Annotated in this window: 22 protein-coding genes; 14 read left to right on the top strand and 8 right to left on the bottom strand. The window is 41.8% G+C overall.

The genetic code is table 11. From position 1 onward, the window contains the following. Nucleotides 1-87 precede the first annotated feature (87 nt). Complete coding sequence (locus tag ACFWE9_RS00455) at nucleotides 88-1,521, bottom strand: phospholipase D family protein (protein WP_377355302.1); 1,434 nt, start codon at nucleotides 1,519-1,521, stop codon at nucleotides 88-90. 151 nt (nucleotides 1,522-1,672) lie between these two features. On the opposite strand from ACFWE9_RS00455, the gene ACFWE9_RS00450 reads away from it, so the two are divergent. The 3 genes from ACFWE9_RS00450 to ACFWE9_RS00440 all read left to right on the top strand — a co-directional run bounded on the left by ACFWE9_RS00450 (nucleotide 1,673) and on the right by ACFWE9_RS00440 (nucleotide 3,264). Next, on the top strand, nucleotides 1,673-2,353 hold the full coding sequence (locus tag ACFWE9_RS00450; protein WP_377355301.1) for a uracil-DNA glycosylase: 681 nt from the start codon (nucleotides 1,673-1,675) through the stop codon (nucleotides 2,351-2,353). 263 nt (nucleotides 2,354-2,616) lie between these two features. Continuing rightward, entirely contained in the window at nucleotides 2,617-2,874 is a 258-nt protein-coding gene (locus ACFWE9_RS00445) for a YwdI family protein (protein WP_230159171.1), read from the top strand. A 21-nt stretch (nucleotides 2,875-2,895) separates the two neighbouring features. Next, nucleotides 2,896-3,264, top strand: a complete 369-nt coding sequence (locus ACFWE9_RS00440) for a DUF423 domain-containing protein (RefSeq protein ID WP_230159240.1) — start codon at nucleotides 2,896-2,898, stop codon at nucleotides 3,262-3,264. Between the two features lie 113 nt (nucleotides 3,265-3,377). On the opposite strand, the gene gerQ is transcribed toward ACFWE9_RS00440, so the two are convergent. Together gerQ and hemQ are read right to left on the bottom strand one after the other, a co-directional pair. Continuing rightward, nucleotides 3,378-3,887, bottom strand: coding sequence for a spore coat protein GerQ (gerQ, locus tag ACFWE9_RS00435; protein WP_230159172.1), 510 nt, complete (start codon nucleotides 3,885-3,887; stop codon nucleotides 3,378-3,380). Nucleotides 3,888-4,307: 420 nt separating this feature from the next. After that, a complete protein-coding gene (gene hemQ / locus ACFWE9_RS00430; RefSeq protein ID WP_230159173.1) occupies nucleotides 4,308-5,057 on the bottom strand; it encodes a hydrogen peroxide-dependent heme synthase in 750 nt (249 codons plus the stop codon). Between the two features lie 258 nt (nucleotides 5,058-5,315). On the opposite strand from hemQ, the gene pta reads away from it, so the two are divergent. After that, on the top strand, nucleotides 5,316-6,302 hold the full coding sequence (gene pta, locus ACFWE9_RS00425) for a phosphate acetyltransferase (RefSeq protein ID WP_377355300.1): 987 nt from the start codon (nucleotides 5,316-5,318) through the stop codon (nucleotides 6,300-6,302). 34 nt (nucleotides 6,303-6,336) lie between these two features. Beyond that, nucleotides 6,337-7,185: an octanoyl-[GcvH]:protein N-octanoyltransferase gene (lipL, locus tag ACFWE9_RS00420; RefSeq protein ID WP_230159175.1), complete on the top strand. Its 849-nt coding sequence runs from the start codon at nucleotides 6,337-6,339 to the stop codon at nucleotides 7,183-7,185. Between the two features lie 220 nt (nucleotides 7,186-7,405). Here lipL and ACFWE9_RS00415 read toward each other — a convergent pair whose 3' ends face one another. Further along, entirely contained in the window at nucleotides 7,406-8,152 is a 747-nt protein-coding gene (locus ACFWE9_RS00415) for an RsfA family transcriptional regulator (RefSeq protein ID WP_230159176.1), read from the bottom strand. Nucleotides 8,153-8,442: 290 nt separating this feature from the next. Here ACFWE9_RS00415 and ACFWE9_RS00410 point away from each other — a divergent pair, with 290 nt between their 5' ends. The 3 genes from ACFWE9_RS00410 to ACFWE9_RS00400 all read left to right on the top strand — a co-directional run bounded on the left by ACFWE9_RS00410 (nucleotide 8,443) and on the right by ACFWE9_RS00400 (nucleotide 10,751). Then, complete coding sequence (locus ACFWE9_RS00410) at nucleotides 8,443-8,664, top strand: YuzB family protein (protein ID WP_377355299.1); 222 nt, start codon at nucleotides 8,443-8,445, stop codon at nucleotides 8,662-8,664. Between the two features lie 237 nt (nucleotides 8,665-8,901). Next, complete coding sequence (locus tag ACFWE9_RS00405; RefSeq protein ID WP_230159178.1) at nucleotides 8,902-10,209, top strand: HD domain-containing protein; 1,308 nt, start codon at nucleotides 8,902-8,904, stop codon at nucleotides 10,207-10,209. A 32-nt stretch (nucleotides 10,210-10,241) separates the two neighbouring features. Next, a complete protein-coding gene (locus ACFWE9_RS00400; protein WP_377355298.1) occupies nucleotides 10,242-10,751 on the top strand; it encodes a YwgA family protein in 510 nt (169 codons plus the stop codon). Nucleotides 10,752-10,780: 29 nt separating this feature from the next. On the opposite strand, the gene ACFWE9_RS00395 is transcribed toward ACFWE9_RS00400, so the two are convergent. Further along, nucleotides 10,781-10,966, bottom strand: coding sequence for a 2-hydroxymuconate tautomerase (locus ACFWE9_RS00395; RefSeq protein WP_061465772.1), 186 nt, complete (start codon nucleotides 10,964-10,966; stop codon nucleotides 10,781-10,783). A gap of 145 nt (nucleotides 10,967-11,111) precedes the next feature. On the opposite strand from ACFWE9_RS00395, the gene ACFWE9_RS00390 reads away from it, so the two are divergent. Both ACFWE9_RS00390 and ACFWE9_RS00385 read left to right on the top strand, forming a co-directional pair. Beyond that, nucleotides 11,112-11,768 carry a site-2 protease family protein gene (locus ACFWE9_RS00390; RefSeq protein WP_230159241.1) on the top strand — a complete coding sequence of 219 codons (657 nt, stop codon included), beginning with the start codon at nucleotides 11,112-11,114 and terminating at the stop codon, nucleotides 11,766-11,768. 38 nt (nucleotides 11,769-11,806) lie between these two features. Next, complete coding sequence (locus ACFWE9_RS00385) at nucleotides 11,807-12,316, top strand: YwhD family protein (protein ID WP_230159180.1); 510 nt, start codon at nucleotides 11,807-11,809, stop codon at nucleotides 12,314-12,316. Nucleotides 12,317-12,463: 147 nt separating this feature from the next. Here ACFWE9_RS00385 and ACFWE9_RS00380 read toward each other — a convergent pair whose 3' ends face one another. After that, entirely contained in the window at nucleotides 12,464-14,533 is a 2,070-nt protein-coding gene (locus ACFWE9_RS00380; RefSeq protein ID WP_377355297.1) for a transglycosylase domain-containing protein, read from the bottom strand. Nucleotides 14,534-14,740: 207 nt separating this feature from the next. On the opposite strand from ACFWE9_RS00380, the gene speE reads away from it, so the two are divergent. The 4 genes from speE to argS all read left to right on the top strand — a co-directional run bounded on the left by speE (nucleotide 14,741) and on the right by argS (nucleotide 18,860). Then, nucleotides 14,741-15,568, top strand: a complete 828-nt coding sequence (gene speE / locus ACFWE9_RS00375) for a spermidine synthase (protein ID WP_053348438.1) — start codon at nucleotides 14,741-14,743, stop codon at nucleotides 15,566-15,568. A 14-nt stretch (nucleotides 15,569-15,582) separates the two neighbouring features. Continuing rightward, nucleotides 15,583-16,461: an agmatinase gene (gene speB, locus ACFWE9_RS00370; protein ID WP_230159182.1), complete on the top strand. Its 879-nt coding sequence runs from the start codon at nucleotides 15,583-15,585 to the stop codon at nucleotides 16,459-16,461. Between the two features lie 284 nt (nucleotides 16,462-16,745). Next, the gene (locus ACFWE9_RS00365) at nucleotides 16,746-17,186 is read left to right on the top strand and encodes a YwiB family protein (RefSeq protein ID WP_230159183.1); all 441 of its coding nucleotides are present in this window, start codon (nucleotides 16,746-16,748) and stop codon (nucleotides 17,184-17,186) included. Nucleotides 17,187-17,189: 3 nt separating this feature from the next. Then, nucleotides 17,190-18,860, top strand: a complete 1,671-nt coding sequence (argS, locus tag ACFWE9_RS00360) for an arginine--tRNA ligase (protein ID WP_377355296.1) — start codon at nucleotides 17,190-17,192, stop codon at nucleotides 18,858-18,860. Nucleotides 18,861-19,001: 141 nt separating this feature from the next. Here the strand turns inward: argS and uvsE are convergent, their stop codons facing one another. Next, nucleotides 19,002-19,955, bottom strand: coding sequence for a UV DNA damage repair endonuclease UvsE (gene uvsE / locus ACFWE9_RS00355; protein ID WP_377355295.1), 954 nt, complete (start codon nucleotides 19,953-19,955; stop codon nucleotides 19,002-19,004). Between the two features lie 28 nt (nucleotides 19,956-19,983). Further along, nucleotides 19,984-21,186: a cardiolipin synthase gene (gene cls / locus ACFWE9_RS00350; protein ID WP_377355294.1), complete on the bottom strand. Its 1,203-nt coding sequence runs from the start codon at nucleotides 21,184-21,186 to the stop codon at nucleotides 19,984-19,986. Between the last annotated feature and the right edge of the window lie 4 nt (nucleotides 21,187-21,190).

The following is a 21,190-nucleotide window of genomic DNA, read 5'->3' as shown; positions in this document are numbered from 1 at the left end:
TAGAATCTTGCTTGTCGTGGTTGTTGATTGGCTATAGTAGTATATAACCTTGTTTGGGCATCGATAAACATCATTCACCGAAATAATTTAGTAAGTGGTGAAGCGGAGCACCTTTTGAATGCGATAGGTCAAATATTTGAAAACAGGTAGCTTCTTTTGATATTCACTATAATCTACAGTGTATGTTCCATCTTGATTTGTCCAAAGTCTTTGAAAATAGTTTTCGACATCATTAGAAACGTCCGCATCATTTGGAGCATGGATTTCAATATTTGCTTCAAGATTATAGTCATCTAGATTGCGTGTGGTGTAATTAGCCGATCCTCCAAGAACAATCGTTTCTTTAGGCGTTTGTATCATCATCAGCTTTGTATGGAACTGTTCTTTTTCTGTTTTATACCAGCGAATCGAGATGTTATCATCTCCCAGTTTATCGAATTCAGCGGCAACTGGAAGATTAGGAAGCCCGATTTTTTCACTTCCGAACGCGTTTTGATTCGGATCCAATATCATTTGAATCTTCACACCTCGTTTAGCTGCATCCGTTAACGCCTCGACAACATCGCGATCAGCAATGTAAAACATGGCAAGATGGATTTTGTCCCCTTTTTTCGTATCCCTTATTGACTTAAGGACATGTTTATTAATTTTTCCTTCCGTTAGCAATTGTACGGATATCGGACCCTTATCGGCAGTTGCCCCTTTAAATTCCGGAAATGTCTTTGGGCCTCCTGAAAAATTGTAAGCAGCTTCTTCCGCTTTAACAAAGTCACCGATGATATTCCCACCCATCTGAAACGCAATATTGGAATGGAATCCACTTGCGTCATGAGGATTGGCCGATGAGATGATGGCCGTTTTTTCAGTAGCGACCACTTTTCTGTGATTGGCCTTGATATTCATCAGTCTAAGATAAGAACGCATGGTGACCTTTGGAGCACTTTTTGCCATGGGATTCACAATCCAGCCTTTCCCGCTTTCACCGAACCATTGGAAAAAGGTCCGATACACACCTGAATAGAGAGGATTCGGATCTCGAAGCCGGTCTAAATTGGTAACGATAACATCAATGCCATTTTGCTTCATCGTTTCGAGTGCCTCTAATTGGTAGGCATTATAGGAAGTATTCACTTCATCAGTAATGAATATCACCTGGAGTTTTGGTTTCTTTTTCTTCTGGTCTATCAATTTATCCGTCAGGGTCTCGGATAACTTTGGATAGTTTATCTTTTCATCATAAAAAGCATTAAACAAAAACATATCGATTACGATATAAGAATCAGCATCCTCAATGGCTTGATTAATGGTTTGGAAAATTCGCCGCTCATGCTGAGGATTCCCTTGTTCATCGTGATAGGAAAGGTCATAGATGAAATCAATATCCTCGACATGATGAACCTTCCCTTCATATGAAAGGCCTTCGGGGAGGGGCTTGTAGCTGTTATAGACGATCACGGCTGTAATGACGATCAAAATGCTGACAAGCAGATAAAATCGTTTTCTTTTGTACCATTTTTTCATAGGGAATCCTCCAACAGAGTTAAATGACGTGCTAACTATCTATCTTCCCAAGTTAGGGGTATATAGAAACATAAATCGTAATCTATGGAAACGGGTAGGGCTATTAGTTTGATATAATATAGTTTCAAAAAGAGGAAAGGGGCTATGGCAAATGAAAAAGCAGTTATTAACAAATGATTGGTGGCCTCTATTGGAAGAGGAATTCAAAAAAAGTTATTATCAAGAGCTAATGGAATTTGTAAAACAAGAATACAGTCAGCAAGTCATTCATCCGGATCAGGATGACATCTTCAATGCGCTTCACTTTACTTCATATGAAAATGTAAAGGTGGTCATCCTGGGACAGGACCCTTACCATGGACCGCATCAAGCGCATGGCCTTAGTTTTTCCGTAAAGCCGGAGGTTCGCATCCCACCATCTTTAAGAAATATCTTTAAAGAGTTACACACTGATCTAGGTTACGATGTTCCAGACAATGGTTACCTTGTTAAATGGGCGGAACAGGGAGTGCTTCTATTGAATGCAGTCTTGACCGTCCGTGAGGGAGAAGCCCACTCACACCGGGGAAAGGGATGGGAAACCTTTACAAATCAAATAATTCGTCTGCTGAATGACCGGCAGAAACCGGTCGTTTTTATCCTGTGGGGAAAACCGGCTCAAACTAAAATCCCTTTGATTGATGAAAACCGGCATAAAATCATTAAGTCAGTCCATCCAAGTCCGCTGTCGGCATCCCGTGGTTTCTTTGGCGGCAAACCGTTTTCCAAAACAAATCAATTCCTGATTGAATCAGGGGAAAATCCAATTGATTGGAAAATCTCAAAGCGATGAAGAAAATGGAACGGGTGAATTGTATGGCGTGCCGCTATTTTTATATAACTTGGGATCCAACCTTCCCAAAAGGCTGCCGTGCTTTTCAATTCAAAACATCCAGGCTCCCCTCTCTTGAGGTTTTTCGCTCATCGGGACAGCCATGCTTGAAATTTCAATCCAAGCCAATTGATAAGTAGGGGAATATCCAAGGTGTTTTCTTCTCTGATTTTTGCTATGCTAGTTATGAAAGTTTTGACCTGTATATAGACGAGGTGGTAAAGTTGGATATTTCATCAAAACAAATGTTAGATAAGATCGAAGAGCTTGTTTTGAAAGCGAAACAGGTAAATTCAGAGGATAAGGTGCAGGGGTATGTAATTGCCATTAAAGCTCTATGTGAAGTAATGGTTGATGAAAAAGCTGGGAACATCAGCATTCCGAAGCCAATCACAATGACCCAGTCCGTTATGCCGGCTACATCGAATGTAGAACCGGTTAAAATGGATGAGGCCAATGGGGAGTCCTTATTCGATTTTTAAGAGAAGGGGAGCGAAATGCTAGTGAAACTGTTTATCATTTTAGGTGCATTGAATGCGTTTATTGCCGTAGCACTTGGCGCTTTCGGTGCACATGGGCTGGAAGGGAAAATTCCCGATAAATATTTAGAAACGTGGCAAACCGCTGTTCAATATCAAATGTTCCATGCGGTAGGTTTATTAGCGATCGGTTTACTGGCTGGGAAGATTTCAAGTCCGCTAATCAATTGGTCTGGCTGGCTTATGCTAATAGGAATCATCCTGTTTTCCGGAAGTTTATTCGTTTTAAGCGTTACGCAAATAAAAGTGCTAGGGGCCATCACACCACTTGGCGGAGTGTCATTCTTGGTTGCTTGGGTCTTGATGATCATTGCTGCATATAAGTACTTGTAATTAAGTTAGCTGATCTTTCTAAGGTCAGCTTTTTTAATTCGTTATGGAAAAACGATCCATAAAGAAGAGCCTCAAAATCAAAAAGATTCTGAAGCTTCTTTATGGCATCCTCTTTACCTTGGCGAATAGGTGGCAAGCCCAGCGCCTCCAAATGGGTATTCATATTCGATTTCTTCATCAAACGTTATATAATCTAAGTATACCATCGGGATTAAGTACCGTTTTCCCGTTTGAGGGTCGCTTATGATCAAATGATCTCGGCCCGCAGCCTCGATGATTCCTTTGAAGATTTTTGCATTCCATTCCTTGTTGTTTTCAAACGTCGTATAAACAGTGGCTAATTTTCCTTTATTCAATCTCAAGATGTTCTCGATGTACGATGCTTCGACTGGAAGCATGCCAGGCACCTGCGGACCGGAAGGGGACGGCATTGGCGCTTGTTGTGGCGTACCCGCTGTGGTGGGCTGTTGCTGTTGGTATTGTGGTTGTTGGTATGCTTGCTGCTGGTAAGCTTGTTGCTGGTAAGGTCCCTGCTGCTGCCGCGGGTCAGCCTCATTATTTTCATAGGGGTAATAGGGGCTTCCTCCGTACGGATAATTACCATAAGGATTATTTTGTGACATTGCATTCCCTCCTAATTCAAGGTTTATTTGTTTTTGTGGAATTTGGACAATCCGAGAGTGTGGACTGGGAGAAACAGTGCGATTTATAGCGACCGGTAGTATTGTATTTGTTTGTGAAGTTCTGACAATCCCCGGGTGGCTTAAAAACCCACAATGAATGTTAAATGATACGTAACGGTTGCCTTGCATGTTTTACGGGTAAGGTTATACCCTCTTGTCGGCTAAAAAGTAACGTTCCTTCACCTCGCTGGAGTTAGGCATTGCCTTGGTCATTTTTCTGGAAGTTGATTGGGACTGTGAAAAAATAAATTCATCACTATTGAAAATGTATGGGATATGGGGTGGATTTATTCCACAGCCGGGGAAAATAAAAAGGAGATGGAGCAAAAAAAGCTTCCGGAAACCGGAAGCTCACTCGTCTTATACGTATAGGAAAGAAGATACATTTTCTTCCGGCAGGATATTGCCTACAAAGAAAGAGCCGAACGCAGCGTAACGAGCACTTACTTCATCAAATCGCATTTCATAGATTAACTTTTTGAATTGAAGGACATCATCTGCAAATAGTGTAACGCCCCATTCATAATCATCAAAACCGACAGAACCGGAAATGATTTGTTTTACTTTACCTGCGTAACTGCGGCCAATCAAGCCGTGGGAGCGCATTAAGCCTTTGCGTTCTTCCATGGAAAGCATATACCAGTTATCATCACCATCACGGCGCTTGTCCATTGGATAGAAGCATATATGTTTGGACTTTGGAAGGATTGGATACAATCTAGAACGTACATGAGGGTTCTGGTAAGGGTCCTCACCATCTCCACTTGCTAAGTAATTGCTTAATTCCACAACGGAAACGTATGAATAAGCAGGAACTGTATATTCGGCAAGTTTCGTTTTGTTGAATTCGGTTTCAATTGCATTCAATTCCTCCATGGTCGGGCGGGCAAACATTAGCATGAAATCCGCTTTCTGACCAACGATGGAATATAGGGCGTGGCTTCCTTCATTGTCACTTTGTGTCATATTCCATTTATCCAGTAAACCTTGGAATTCTGAGATAGCTAATTGGCGTTCGTCACTTGATAACGTTTTCCAAGAAGCCCAATCGATCAGACGGAAATCATGTAAACAATACCAGCCGTCCAGTGTTTGTGCTGCTTCACTCATTACAATCACTCCTAAGTCTTATTATAACTTTAATATAACATAGTTTCAGTATAAGGAAATTTATATCAACCCGCAAACACCATCACTGTTTTTAGGTGTTCAAACAAATGTCAAAATTGCCGAATGTCAGGGTACCAAAGTGGCTGGAATTTACCTTGCTCCTAGAGTATTCTTAAAAGAAGACGACTTTGGAAAGATTACCAGATGGTTAAATATAGAAAAAATAGGGGAAACGTATCTAAAAAGGAGGAAGTGCCAGTGAGTGATTTATTTGAAATGCTGGAATCAAAAATTATGGGGCATAATTTAAAGATCGTTTTTCCGGAAGCATTGGATGAACGAATTTTGGGAGCGGCAGGAAGGCTTGCCAAGAGCAAACTAATGACACCAGTATTGATCGGAGATATTGGTTCGATTACTAAAAAGGCTAAGGATTTAAAAATCTCCCTTGATGCAATCGAAATATATGATCCGAAGAATTATATCATGATGGATGAAATGGTTGAAGCGTTTGTAAAGGTCCGTGAAGGTAAAGCGTCTGATGTACAAGCACGTGAAACCTTAATGGATGAGAACTATTTTGGAACCATGCTCGTCCATATGAAACTGGCACATGGAATGGTGAGCGGTGCAACGCATTCGACTGCAGATACGGTTCGTCCCGCCCTAAGGATCATCAAAACAAAGCCAGGAGTCCAAAAAACATCAGGTGTATTCATCATGGTCCGTGATGAAGAAAGGTATGTGTTCGCGGATTGTGCGATTAATATAAACCCTAATTCTCAGGATCTCGCGGAGATTGCCGTAGAAAGTGCAAAGACGGCACTCATGTTTGATATCGAACCGCGTGTGGCGATGCTGAGCTTTTCGACGAAGGGGTCGGCGATATCACCCGAGACCCAAAAGGTCATCGATGCTGTCGATTTAGCAAAAGAAATGGATCCGCAAATCATGCTGGATGGGGAGTTTCAGTTTGATGCGGCTTTCGTTCCTTCGGTAGCAAGAAAAAAAGCACCTGATTCTCTTATTCAGGGAGATGCGAATGTTTTTATTTTCCCAAGTCTTGAAGCGGGGAACATTAGCTATAAAATGGTACAGCGTTTGGCTGGCTTCGAAGCGGTCGGCCCGATCCTTCAAGGGCTGAACCGTCCTGTAAATGACCTTTCAAGGGGATGCAATGAAGAGGATGTATATAAACTGGCCGTCATTACAGCTGCACAAGGCTTTGTGGCTCAGTATAAATAGGCCATTTCAGGATTAAATGTAGAGGGAGTTTTCTATGAGTGAAACAGAATCATTATTAATGCAACAAGAGTGGCGGGTTATTGATCAATCTTCCGTAGGGCCTCAGTTTCCTGCTCTAGAGTCCTTTGCCATGGATGATACATTTTGCGCTTCTGTAGGGTCAGGAAAATCAGCGGCCGTAGCCAGAGCGTGGGTACACCATCGAACCATCGTCCTGGGTATACAGGATACGAAGTTGCCTTTTCTTAAAAAGGGTTTGGATCATTTAGAAGAACATGATTTCCAGGCTATCGTTCGGAATTCCGGAGGACTGGCTGTTGTGCTTGATGAGGGGGTCCTCAATTTCTCGCTCATTTTTCCGGAAAACGAGCAGAAAATTGAAATCAATCGAGGGTATGATGCGATGTGGGAGCTTATCCAATTGATGTTTTCCGATTTCCCAGTCAGGATTGAGGCAAGGGAAATCGTTGGTTCCTATTGTCCTGGAAGCTATGATTTAAGTATAAATGGGAAAAAGTTCGCCGGTATATCCCAACGCAGGATTCGTAATGGCGTAGCGGTGCAAATCTACTTATGCGTCAATGGGAGCGGGGCTGAGCGGGCAAGTCTCGTAAAGGGTTTTTATGATGCAGCTAAAGGAAATGCAGAAACAAAATTCCTCTATCCTGATATCGTACCTTCTGTTATGGCATCACTTTCAGAATTACTGGACGTACAATTGAGTGTTCAAGATGTGATGCTCAGGTTCCTACATATATTGAAGGAACACAGCGGAAGGATATTCTCTGACAACCTTTCTGTTGAGGAATGGCCGATGTATGAGGCGTACTTAACAAGAGTGGCAGAACGCAATGATAAAGTATTCGATGCATTAAAAGATTAAACATGTAAAAAGCCGTACCTATAAAAGGATCGGCTTTTTATATTTAATACGACCTTAGCATTCACTGAAACTGTAAAAGGGACTGCATGATTGGTAGCAGAGGTTATACTTGACTTTAAGCCATGAAAAAAGAGCCTTATTTAGACTCTCTTTTTCGAATGGAGATGAATGGGCCTTTATCATGTGGTTGATCTAAGTAACGGAACCCCACATTATTTCATTACTCGGCCATTTTCTCCAAATTGCCATTCCGATCCATCTTGAACTTTGTTGCCGGGCGTTCCTCTTCCTCTAACAATACCAGCTTTCTTGCTCGATTCATGATATTCATCAAAGTCTCATAATCTTCTTGCATCAAACCGCTATTTTGTTCTAGGTGGCTGATCTTATTCTCCAATTCTTCGTTTCGCTTTTTCAAACCCTTAATTTCAAGCTTCAATCTTTCATTTTCGGTTTTTAATACTTCGGCTTGAAGCATTCTGCCGTTCATGGATTCTAAATAGGCGATGACGGTATCAAGGTTCATGACCTTATCCATGATTACTGGAGTATTCTGTGGCTTAGGGGTTAAAGCTTCCGCCACTACAAATTCTTCTGCTGCTTCATAATTGGTAGTATCGACTTCGGATTCCAACTCTAGTTCCTCTTCTAGTACATGTGGAACCATTATGTCGGAAATCGTAGGGGACGGCGGTGTATAAAGAAGCCGTTTTTTCCCTCCTTGATCTTTTCCAAGAATCCTTTGTCGCTGCTTACGTTGTTTTTTAGCTAGGGATAGCGCTTTATCATAATTATGGCGGACAACTGCATTCCAACGGAATCCGCATGCGGCAGAGGTGCGATTCAGCTTATCCCCTACCTCTTCAAAAGCATTCAGCTGTGTGCTGCCTTCCCGCACATGGCGCAATACCGTTTCTGCCAAAAGCAAATCATCTTCTTCTGTCCAGGCGTCTTGACGAACCTTCATTTCTACATACTCCCTTTCTGGTAACTTTTAAAATAAATAACTATATAAAATATCCTGTGGCAATGATTTATGGTGTTCTACTAGCATTTTGGACAAAATTTGGTTTTTTTATACAAAAAGGTTAAAAGGATACTAGTTTTTTGATTAAATACACCCTTTGCATCTGGCTGCACTTTCCTTTTCACATCATCCTGCCCTCTTGATATTCATAGGTAGAAACGGTAAAATACCCTTTAGTTGTATCAATGGAATGAAAAATAGTTTGTCATGGAAAGGATGGTGACCGAAGGATGTCCAATGAATTCAGAGTGTGCGATGACTGCTTGGCGGTAAACATTAAAACGTTGATCCCCCGTCTTGAAAAGCTTGATCCCGACGCGAAAATTGAAGTGGGCTGTCAATCCTATTGCGGTCCAGGCAGAAAGAAATCATTTGCTTTTGTCAATAACCGTCCAGTTGCTGCACCGACAGAAGACGAGTTACTAGAAAAAATTGATAAAAAACTAAAGTAGGATCCATGATAGGTATTTTAAGTGGATTGAATGCTTTTGATAAATGGAACAAGCTATCCATCACCCAGATTCAACACACTGCGGTGATTTTTTATTTCCTTATTTTCGAGACAAAATCCGTCGTGAACTTCCGTTTTCTTACAAAAAGGTCCCTCATACTTGCAAGGGGGAAGTTAGGGTTTTCTGTCAAAACACGCTATAATGAATGCATCGAGATTATGAAAAAGAGGGTAGTTCATGGAATATTCCGGCGAAAAATTACAAGAAGAAAAAGTATTCAAGGACCCGGTGCACCGATATATACATGTTCGGGACCGGGTTATATGGGATTTAATAGGGACGAAGGAATTCCAGCGTCTTCGCAGGATTAAACAACTTGGAACGACTTATTTAACCTTTCATGGTGCGGAGCATAGTCGGCTTAGCCATTCGCTTGGAGTATATGAGATTGTCAGAAGAATCGTCGATGATGTTTTTGAGGGCAGACCGGAATGGAAGCCAGAGGAACGGTTACTGTCCCTGTGTGCAGCCCTGCTGCATGATTTAGGTCATGGCCCTTTCTCTCATTCTTTTGAAAAGGTGTTTGACCTGGATCATGAGCAATTCACGCAACAGATCATTCTCGGCGATACGGAAGTGAATAAGATCCTGCTTAGGGTAGGGCGTGATTTTCCTAAAAATGTGGCTGAAGTCATTGCGAAAACCTATAAAGGCAAATTAGTAGTCAGCCTGATTTCTAGTCAGATCGATGCTGATAGAATGGACTATTTACAGCGTGATGCTTACTTTACGGGCGTGAGTTATGGACATTTCGATATGGAAAGGCTTTTGCGGGTAATGAGGCCAAGGGAAGAGCATGCCGTCATAAAACAAAGCGGGATGCACGCGGTTGAAGATTATATCATGAGCCGCTACCAAATGTATTGGCAGGTTTATTTCCATCCCGTTACGAGAAGTGCGGAGGTTATACTTACCAAGATTTTACACAGAGCAAAATATTTATATGAATCCGGATATGAGTTTGCTCAAGAACCGCACCATTTTTATTCATTGTTCAAGGGAGAAGTGACCCTAGCGGACTATTTGAAAATGGATGAAGCCGTGATGCTCTATTATTTTGAAGAATGGGAAGAGGAAAGCGATGCGATTTTAAAGGATTTATGCATTCGCTTCGTCAACCGGAAACTATTTAAATATGTGGAATTCCATCCATCAAACAGTCAGATGAACAGATTGATGGAATTAAGGACGTTATTCAAGAAGGCAGGTATCGATCCGGATTATTATCTCGTCGTCGATTCTTCATCAGATCTGCCATACGATTTTTATCGTCCAGGTGAGGAAGAGGAGAGACTGCCGATTCACTTGCTGAAAAATAATGGCGAAATTCGTGAATTATCTCGTGAATCTGAAATTGTCGATGCAATTTCAGGGAAAAGAAGAACGGATCATAAGCTGTATTATCCAGCTGATATATTGCGTGATGAATCTACGAAGAAAAATATTAAAAAACAGATTCGTAAGCTTTTGGAGCTTTCGGATTAAAGCGGTACATTTTTGGTGAGGAGTGACGAGCCTTGTTTAAGGATCATGCAAACATTATCAATGCAATTTCTACTGCCGGTGAAATCTCGGGTCGGAAAAAATTACAAAAAATCGTATATATTGCAAAGAAGCTGTCCTTTCCATTTCATGAAAAGTTTCAATTTCACTTTTATGGACCATATTCGGAGGAGCTGACCTTACGGATTGAAGAGCTCTGTGAAATGGGTTACTTGAATGAAGTAAGGGAAAAAAAAGCGGGGTATTATCAATATTGTTATTCAATAACGGATGCCGGCCAGGATTTCCTATCCATTCAGGAAGTGGAGATGCCAGCTCTTGGGGCATGCTTACTGGATATGAACGAACAGAATGCCCGGTTTTTGGAGCTTGTTTCAACGGTGTTATACTTCGACACACTTGAAAAAGAGGAAGTCACCGAGAAAATTTTCACACTGAAAAGCAAACAAAAATATACGCTTGAAGAAATTGATGAGGCATATGAATATATTGAGCAGTTAAAAACAAAAGCTAAGCCGAATTGATGGCTTAGCTTTTCCCCATTATGTAAATCCTATTGGTCGCTTTTGCGGACACCGGCTACTGCTAAATGATTTTTTGACATTTCTTCAATGAAAATCGTCACGGCTTCAGCTGGTGCTCCGGTTGTTTCCGTAACGGCTGCAGTCACTTTTTCGACTAAAGCCTTTTTCTGTTCGTCTGTACGGCCTTCAAGCATTTTGACTGTTACATATGGCATCTCTTTTCCCCCCTTTCTCTCTTATCTTGTAGTGTTTCACAATGGAAAAAGAATTGCAAGAAACGGAAGTCAGAGTTTTTTCACTTCTTGATCTTTTGATGTATACTAACGGTAATATATATTGGGGGAGAAGCTATTGGAGCAAATAGAAAGGTTTTTGGCTTATAGGTTGGAAGAACTTCCATATGTCATTGTGTCACTGTTAATCGCATTTACGGTTCATGAATTTTCCCATGCTTATGTGGCTTATAAGTTCGGTGACCCGACTGCAAAGAATGAAGGAAGAGTCACATTGAACCCGATTTCGCATTTGGATCCGATTGGAACATTGTTAATATTAATAGCTGGATTTGGTTGGGCGAGACCTGTACCGGTCAATCGTTTTCATTTTAAGAATCCAAAATTGGCAGGAGTGCTCGTCTCTTTTGCCGGTCCGTTTAGCAATTTGATTGTTGCAATTTTGGGGTTTTTAATTTTTTACGGGTTGCTAGCGGCAGGAGTTGGACCTGATTTACCTTTTTTCGTCGAGCCCTTCTTAAATGTGCTCATAAATTTAAATGTCCTTTTATTTGTATTTAATCTGATACCGCTGCCGCCGCTCGATGGTTATAGGATCATTCAGGATCTTGTTTCAGCAGACTTGCGGGCAAAAATGACCCAGTATGAGCAATATGGCTCCCTGATTTTTTTGATTTTGATCATCACGCCGCTGAGTCAATATACAATTAGGCCAATTTTGGATACTGGTATTAAATTTGTAGGTGGCACCTTGAGTCAATTTTTTTCACTTTTGTTTTTTTAACCAATAAAGAATGACAAACCATAAAGGGGGATATAAACATGGAAGAACAACCAAAGAAAAAGGTAGGCTTCAATATTATAAAAAACGATCCTACAGAAGGTCATGGCGGATATGGGGCAGGGGTTTTGACGCTCGATAATATTTCTCCGGTCATCATTGATGTGGACGCAGGTGAAGCCGAAGTAGATATAGGAGCGATGCATGCGAGAAGTGTAGTGGAAAAAGGGATTAAATTTTTAAAGACCAAAGAAGAGGTCCCGAATGCCAAACCTTACTGGCTTGTTTGGGTGACTATTGAAGCCACTCAAAATGGTCCGCATTATGCAGGTGTGACAGCCTGTGAAATGATGGTCGACCGGTCAATCAGGCGTGGGTACAAATCCCTTCCGGAGCATGTTAACCGGATGGATAAATCGCTAAAACGCCAGATCATCGTCGACGACATGGACGATAAATCAAAACGTGTGCTCGCAGACTTCCTGAAAAACCATGATGCAGGCATGTGGGAACGCTCGTCCGCCCAAGTCAAGGAGTCATTGACGGTTTAAATGTGATTTATGGATGAAATGTGAAGTTTAGTGAAAAATGCACTTGTAGGAAACGAATAAAATCAGTAAACTTAAAGACAGCAGTTTAGACACTGTGGAACTAGGACAGAAAAATCCCGAAGCCGCTACCGGCTTCGGGATTTTTCGTTATCCCCATGGTTTTAGGACTTTTTTATACCACGGGGTCCGCTTTTGTTCTTCATCTTTTGGCACAGGTCCCGGATTCTCACCCTTAAAGTGCTCTGCACAGTATTCGACAGGTTCGGTGCCCTTAACATAATAAGTCAATCTCGAGACAGGGCAATCTTTTGTTGCCAACTTACCGCTTGCCGGATTCACGTTTACCCCGATTACATTTTCCGTTTCCTTAAATGACTTTGCTGGTTTCCCTTGTAGGCCCTTTTCCATATAGGATGCCCAGATTTTCTTTGCATAGCTTTTTTCTGCTGGAATCTCAATTTTTTTACCTTGATCATACCCAGTCCAGACTCCAGCTACAAGATCCGGCGTGTAACCAATCATCCAACTATCTGTCGGGGTCGAACCTGATTTACCGGCATATGGGCGGGTCAATTGGGAGCTAATTGTGCTGCCTGTCACTTTCGTATAGCCATTTAAGGTTTCATCGAAAACCCCGGTAAGCATCTGAGTCATGACAAATGCTTTATCCGCATCCAGAATCTGTTCAGGTTTCTTATTTTTATCAAAAATCACTTCACCTTTTTGGTTTTCAACCCTTTTGATGAACACGGGTTCAACCTTCTTGCCACCATTAGCAAGGATACTGTAAGCATTAACCATTTCAATCGCCCTCACACCTGATGTGCCGAGTGCCAGGGACGGAACGGCATCCATTTTCGCTGTGATGCCGAAACGATGCGCCGTATCAACCAAAGATTGTTCCCCAAGGAACAAGTGCGTTTTTACGGCGAAGATATTATCCGAAAGAGCAATGGCCTGAGCCATCGTGATTTCGCCATCCGCATATTGATGGTTGTAATTATGCGGTGTGTAAGTTGAGTGACCATCATCGAAAGAAAATGTGGTGGTCTCGCTTTTTAAAGTGGTGGAAGGTGTGAAACCATTCTCCAGGGCTGAATAGTATAGCAATGGTTTCATAGTGGAACCGGGCTGGCGAACGGCCTGTGTCGCTCGATTGAATGGCGACTCCGTGTAATCTTTGCCACCTACCAGTGCTCGGACTTCCCCGGTGTCCGGTTCCATTGCCACTATCGAAGCTTGAAGGCCAGAAGATTTGGGTATGGTAGTAGATAGAACCTCTTCAGCCGCATCCTGCTGGGTTTCATCCAGTGTGGTATACACCTTAAGCCCACCGAGCTCGATCGTCCGGTCATCTAAATGAAGCTGGGATTTTAATGCCTGTTTGACTGCATCCTGGAAATAGGGTGCGGTTTTATTGGTAACCGTTCCGTGCTTGCCTTTTAATGTAAGTGGTGTTTGAAAGGCTTCAGCGATATTTTTCCGCGAGATGTAGTTTTTGATTTCCATGGCTTGCAGGACAACTTTCTGCCTTGATTTCGCTTTTTCCAAGTTATCCAATGGAGAGTAGCTGGAAGGTCCTTTAGGTATTCCGGCCAGCATGCTCGCTTCAGGGAGAGTTAAATCCTTGGCATCCTTGCCAAAGTAATATTGACTGGCGGCCTGAGCTCCATAGGCGCCATGACCGTAGTAAATCGTATTTAAATAGCCTTCTAGAATTTCCTTTTTGGAATAGTTCATTTCCAGCCGTATCGTATAAAAGGCTTCATTAAACTTTCGCGTCCACGTTTTGTCATGGCCGAGAAATAGATTCCTGGCATATTGCTGGGTAATCGTGCTTGCACCCTGGACTTTGGACATTGCCCGAATATCAGCAAGAATGGCTCCGCCGATCCTTTTTATATCAAATCCATTATGAGTGTAAAATTGACGGTCCTCAACAGCGACAGTTGCTTTGATGAGCTGTGGGGAAATCGATTCCATTCCAGCCCAATAACGTTTCTGGCCATTATCAGTTTCACCAATAACATTTCCGCTGTCACTATAATAGAGAGTCGACTGAGGCACGACCAAAGGCGGCGGACCTAATATTTTTGCGTACACCAGCAAAGAGAGAAGCAATACAAAGAGTATTGTAAGCCCGATTGTGGCAAGAATAATGAAGGCACGCACATATTTAGTTGTCCTTTTAAATCGTTCGCTTGGAATTAACTCCAATTGCTTTCACCTCTCTTATTTTTTTAAAAAAAGAATCTATTACTATTATGGAAAAAAAAGAAATTTTTAAACATAAGAACTGCATTTATGAAATTTAACTTGCAATTCTGCTAGATTCGTCTATAATTTTTCTAGCTAATGACAATAACGAAAATGGGGAACCTATTAGGTGACTGACTATATGAATTGGAAAAGGAGCGTTAATAAATGAGCATTTGGTTTACTGAGAAACAAACAGAGAATTTTGGTATTACGATGAAAGTGAATCGTACTTTACATACGGAGCAAACTGAGTTTCAAAAGCTGGATATGATTGAAACAGAAGAGTGGGGCAATATGCTATTGCTGGATGACATGGTAATGACTTCACAACGCGATGAATTCGTTTACCATGAAATGGTAGCCCATGTTCCTTTATTTACTCATCCTAATCCAGAGAACGTTTTGGTTGTAGGCGGAGGAGACGGTGGAGTTATTCGTGAAATCCTAAAACATCCAAGCGTAAAAAAAGCTACATTGGTGGATATCGATGGGAAAGTTATCGAATACTCTAAGAAGTTCTTACCTGAAATTGCGGGTATGCTTGAAGATCCACGTGTAGATGTACAAGTAGGGGATGGCTTCATGCACATCGCCAAAAGTGAAAATGAATATGACGTGATCATGGTTGACTCAACTGAACCAGTTGGACCCGCTGTCAACTTATTCACTAAAGGTTTTTATGCTGGGATTTCCAAAGCATTGAAAGAAGATGGGATTTTTGTGGCACAATCCGATAATCCTTGGTTTAAAGCAGACTTAATTCGCGATGTACAACGTGATGTGAAAGAGATATTCCCAATCACTAGCCTTTATTTAGCGAATATCCCGACATATCCAAGCGGCCTTTGGGCGTTCACGATCGGATCAAAAAAATATAATCCACTAGAAGTGACAGAAGACCGTTTCCATGAAATCGAAACGAAATACTATACAAAAGAACTTCACAAAGCAGCATTCGTTCTGCCTAAATTCGTTCAAGATTTAGTGAAATAAGGGAGGCATTAACCATGAAATTCGATGAAGCCTATTCAGGCAATGTATTCATTAAAAGCCACCCTGTTTTTGAGGAATCAGAAGCAGTGCTATACGGTATGCCGATGGACTGGACGGTAAGTTTCCGTCCGGGTTCTCGCTTCGGCCCTACCCGAATTCGTGAAGTTTCAATTGGTTTGGAAGAGTACAGCCCGTATTTGGATCGTGAATTAGAGGAAGTTAAATTCTTTGATGCCGGGGATATTCCATTACCATTCGGCAATCCGCAGCGCAGCATCGATATGATTGAAGAATACGTCGACAGCTTGCTGGATGCAGGTAAGTTCCCAATGGGTATGGGAGGGGAACACCTTGTCACATGGCCTGTCATTAAAGCCATGTACAAAAAGTATCCTGACATGGCCATCATCCATATGGATGCCCACACAGATTTACGTGAGGACTATGAGGGTGAGCCGCTTTCACATGCGTCCATCATCCGCAAATCTGCGGAGCTTATCGGTCCAAAAAATGTTTACTCTTTTGGCATTCGTTCCGGATTAAAAGAGGAATTTCAATGGGCAAAAGAAAACGGCATGCACATTTCTAAATTTGAAGTTCTTGAACCTCTGAAAGAAGTATTGCCGCAGTTAGCGGGTCGTCCAGTATATGTGACGATCGACATCGATGTTCTTGACCCTGCGCATGCACCGGGAACAGGCACCGTTGATTGTGGAGGCATCACTTCAAAAGAGCTTTTAGCTTCGATTCATGAGATAGCAAGATCTGAAATTAATGTAGTGGGCTGCGATTTAGTTGAAGTGGCACCGATCTATGATCCATCCGAGCAAACAGCGAACACGGCAAGCAAGCTGATCCGCGAAATGATTTTAGGATGGGTCCAAAAAGGTTAATCGTTAATGGACGGAAGACTTGACTGTTCCTGTTTTTAAACGGGAATGGTCTTTTTTTATCCATACCGGGAATAATGGATTTTGCAACAAGATGGGCTCTTTTTTAGTAATTCCACCCCATTTGGTCATTATTGCGTTAAAATCAAATGACGGCACCACAATGATTTCGCCAGTTTATCCTCGCCTTATGGATTTACAGTTTATTTTCCGCTCCAAGTTGAAACTTCCTTGAAGAATATTTATACTTATAAAGTTAAGAACGAGATGATGAAGGAAGTGTAGCTTTGACTCTTCATGATATAGATAAGCATACAATTAAAGTGACCTTACAGACAAAAATTAAGCATGGCTCAGAAATGGAAACGTATGAGCTGGTCACATTTGGTACAAAAATGTATAAAGGCTCCGATTTGTATCTGCAATATAAAGAGGAAAATGAAGCCGGTCAAACACAAACGACCATCAAGCACAAAACGGATGAAACGATCCTTCTTAGAAATGGTGCCATAAAAATGAGGCAGCTTTTTCGCTTGCAGGAAGCGACAAATGGACATTATGAAAGTATATATGGCAGGTTAGGGTTACGGACGACCACGAAGAAAATTCATCACCAATGGGATGAGCAGGCAAAACAAGGGAAACTTGTCCTTAAATATACGTTACATATGCAGGGAAGCGAACCTGGTCAATATGAGATGACGATTTCCTACAAGGAGGAAGCATAACACATGAATATAGTTAAAGAGGTACAGGAAAAACTGAAAGAAGAAATTAAAGCGGCAGTCATAAAAGCTGGTTTGGCATCGGAAGAGCAGATTCCAAATGTTGTATTGGAACTTCCAAGAGATAAAACACACGGAGATTACTCCACGAATATGGCGATGCAATTAACGAAGATTGCAAAGAAAGCACCAAAAATGATTGCTGAAGCGATCATTGAAAACTTTGACAACTCAAAAGCATCCATCGAAAAAATCGAAATTGCAGGACCTGGTTTCATAAACTTCCACATGAATAATTCTTATTTGACGGAATTGATTCCTGTCATTTTGAAAGTGGATGAAGCATATGGGGAAAGTGACTTTGGAAAAGGGGAAAAAATCCAGGTGGAATTCGTTTCCGCTAACCCAACCGGAGACCTCCATCTTGGTCATGCCCGTGGAGCAGCAGTCGGTGATACACTATGTAATGTTTTGTCTAAAGCAGGTTATGATGTTTCACGTGAATACTACATCAATGATGCGGGAAACCAAATTAATAATCTGGCCATTTCCATAGAAGCACGCTATTTCCAAGCTCTTGGCCTTGAAAAGGATATGCCAGAGGGTGGTTATCATGGCGAAGATATCATTGGAATCGGTAAAACGCTTGCAAGTGAATATGGTAATAAATATGTAAATGCCGACGAAAAAGAACGTTTTGAATTTTTCCGTGAGTATGGCTTGAAATATGAATTGGAAAAACTGAAGACAGATCTGGGCAATTTCCGTGTGGGATTTGATGTATGGTACTCTGAAACATCCCTTTATCAAGATGGTAAAATCGATGAGGCACTAAAAGTGTTAAGGGAAAGGGGCCATATCTATGAGGAAGATGGGGCAACATGGTTCCGCTCAACGGAATTGGGCGATGATAAAGACCGCGTGCTAATCAAACAGGATGGTTCTTACACATATCTGACACCGGATATTGCATACCACCGAAATAAGTTGGAGCGCGGCTTTGAAACGTTGATCAATATCTGGGGTGCGGACCATCATGGCTATATCCCGCGTATGAAAGCGGCAATCGAAGCATTGGGTTACAACCGCGAGCAGCTTGAAGTAGAAGTCATTCAGCTTGTTCATCTGTATAAAGATGGCGAGAAAATGAAGATGAGTAAACGTACTGGTAAAGCAGTTACGATGCGTGACCTTATTGATGAAGTAGGTCTGGATGCGACCCGTTATTTCTTTGCGATGAGAAGTGCGGATACACATATGGACTTCGATTTGGATCTTGCGGTATCTCAATCCAATGATAACCCGGTTTATTATGCACAGTATGCTCACGCACGTATTTCAAGTATTTTACGCCAAGGTGAGGAACAGGGATTCAGCTATGAAGGAATCACTAATTTCTCTGCACTTTCTACTGAAAAAGAAGTGGAGCTTTTGAAGAAATTAGGAGAGTTTCCGCAGGCAATAGCCGAAGCTGCCGAAAAACGGATGCCTCACCGCATGACGAATTATATATTCGACCTAGCTTCTACATTCCACAGTTTCTACAATGCAGATAAGGTTTTGGATGTTGAAAAGATGGAAAGAAGTAAAGCACGTCTAGGACTGGTCAAATCCGTCCAAATTACTTTAAGAAATGCATTAGCTATAATCGGTGTTTCAGCACCGGAAAAAATGTAATCGAAAAAGCGACTTGATTTACCATCCTGGCTCTCGCTTTTTAGCGGGCGTCCGGGAGCTTCCGTTCCAATCAATTTTGTTTTGAAATTAGACAAATTGAAGCGACTGTTTCTAGCGAAACAGTCGCTTTTTTTAGGTTGGCTAGCATTCGACGGCACCACCGCTTACCCTTTTTACACCACGAACCTTAGATATATCTTCAACCAGCTGCAACATCGCCCGATCCTTCATCTTAGCTTCGATCATGAAATCCACATCTTGTCCAAGTTCCCTAAGTACTTTAAAAAGGGGCATGATGAATTCCAAATCGATATAATCAGCATGTGAGCGAAATTCCCCAGCGGATTTTGGGGAAGAAATATGAATCTTTGGTACAACACCTGCCTGACTCCAAGTGGAGATCACCTCGGTGAGCAGCTCGTTAAGCGGCTCATTTGAAAGATTTGCGAGATGGTGGTGGTAATCAAAGACAAGTGGAATCCCTTCCTTCTTACACACACTCAGGGTTTCTGACGCCGTATAGGTTTTATCATCATTCTCAAAGGTCATCCTTGCTTTCACGTGCCCAGGGAGCAGCTTAAGATTGTCATGAACCCTCACGATGGCGGATTCTTTATCTCCATAGGCTCCGCCGACATGGATATTGATGAAAGAGGAGTCCGCAATCCCCATAGCATCAAGCATTTTATAGTGGAACTCCATATCTGTTACGGCATTTTGAGTAATCCCGGGTTTGGGGCTTGTGAACAACGTAAACTGATTAGGGTGAAAACTAACCCTCATTTTGTGTGCAGAAACCCAATCGCCAAGCTGTTTCCACTCTTTTTTAAAGGGATCGACGAAATCCCATTCAATTTCGGGATGTGTGGCTAAAGGAACGATTGAACTCGACATCCGGTAGATTTCTATTTGATGGGCCGTATTATATTGAAGGACCCTTAAGGTATTTTCAATGTTCTGCCTTGTCACACTCAGAAGCTTTTCCATCCCCTCGTCTGGGCCAAGCATGTTGTATCGCTTGAAAGTAACAGTCTTAGCTGGAGAGGCTTCCCATAAACAGGTGGCGTTTGATACAAATCCAAATCTTATTTTCATTATATATTCTCCTTAAACATTCGGGGTGTTAAAGAAAAGGAGAAAGGAGGGAAGCCAGTGATTCTTTTGCTGTACGGACTACATTCATCGAGGAAAGCGAGTCCCCGCACAATGGCTTGGATTCAGCAAGGTCAACTGCCAATTCCTTTTCTGCATCTTCTATAAATGTCCGGTCAAATATCAAACAATTGATTTCACTATTTAAAAAACAACTGCGTTTATCAAAGTTAGCCGTACCGATATCACAGATTATATCATCGATCAGTATCACTTTAGAATGGTAGAACCCTCTCTGGAATTGCATGATGGATGCCCCTTCTTTTATTAGTACCCGAAAATAGGGAAAGGAAGCCTCTTTGACAAGGGTGTGATCTGAATTTTCGGGAACGATGACCGTCACGGAAACATTGCGTGCAAGGGCTTCCCTTAATTCGTGAAACAGAGTACTGCTTGGAATGAAGTACGGCGTACCGATAATGATTTTTTCATTAGCTTGCTGAATCAAACGTGTCAAGGTCGGTTCAAGCTCATTTCCATTCGAGACAACAACCTGATGCGCCTGCGACCCGGGAGTCAAAGTTGGAAAATAAGCAGGCCTACCCCGATAGTCCTCGTTTGTATCGTAGAACCAATCCGTGAGGAAGACATCCTGTAGGTCCTTTACCCCCTCACCGGTCATTTTCAAATGGTAATCTCTCCAAGGATTTAGCTTTTCCCCTTGGTTTATATACTCCTTACCGATATTAAATCCGCCTAAATAGCCAATCTTACCGTCAATCACCGTTATTTTACGATGATTCCTTTTTTGTATTGTATAGAAAAGGAAGGGGAGTTTCGGTTTATAGCTGAAAGAAAAATGAACGCCGCTTTCTTTTAGCTCGTGAATGCTTTTGCGGGAAATCTTCTTACTTCCAACCCAATCGACTAAAAGTCTCACTTCGACGCCCGCTTCCGCTTTAGTTTGCAGTAACTTCAAAAAGTCCTTGCTGAATTTATCGTTATTTACAATATAAAAAAGGATATGGATGGAATCCTGAGCTCGTTTGATTTCTTTCATAAAATCATCAAACAGGATTTTTCCTGATGTGTATACGGTCATGTCGCTGTTCCGAGGCGGATATTTAATGTTCGTTGCCTGCTTCATAAAGCGCTTATGCCCTAATTTAAGGTCAATCCAGCACCAAGTGAAGATCAATAAAAAAATAGAAGCAAGCATAGTGATTATTTTCAAAAAA

Source organism: Peribacillus sp. NPDC060253, from assembly GCF_042727425.1.
Lineage (GTDB): Bacteria > Bacillota > Bacilli > Bacillales > DSM-1321 > Peribacillus.
Note: the sequence above shows the minus strand (reverse complement) of the source record. Positions and strands in the feature narration are given on the sequence as shown.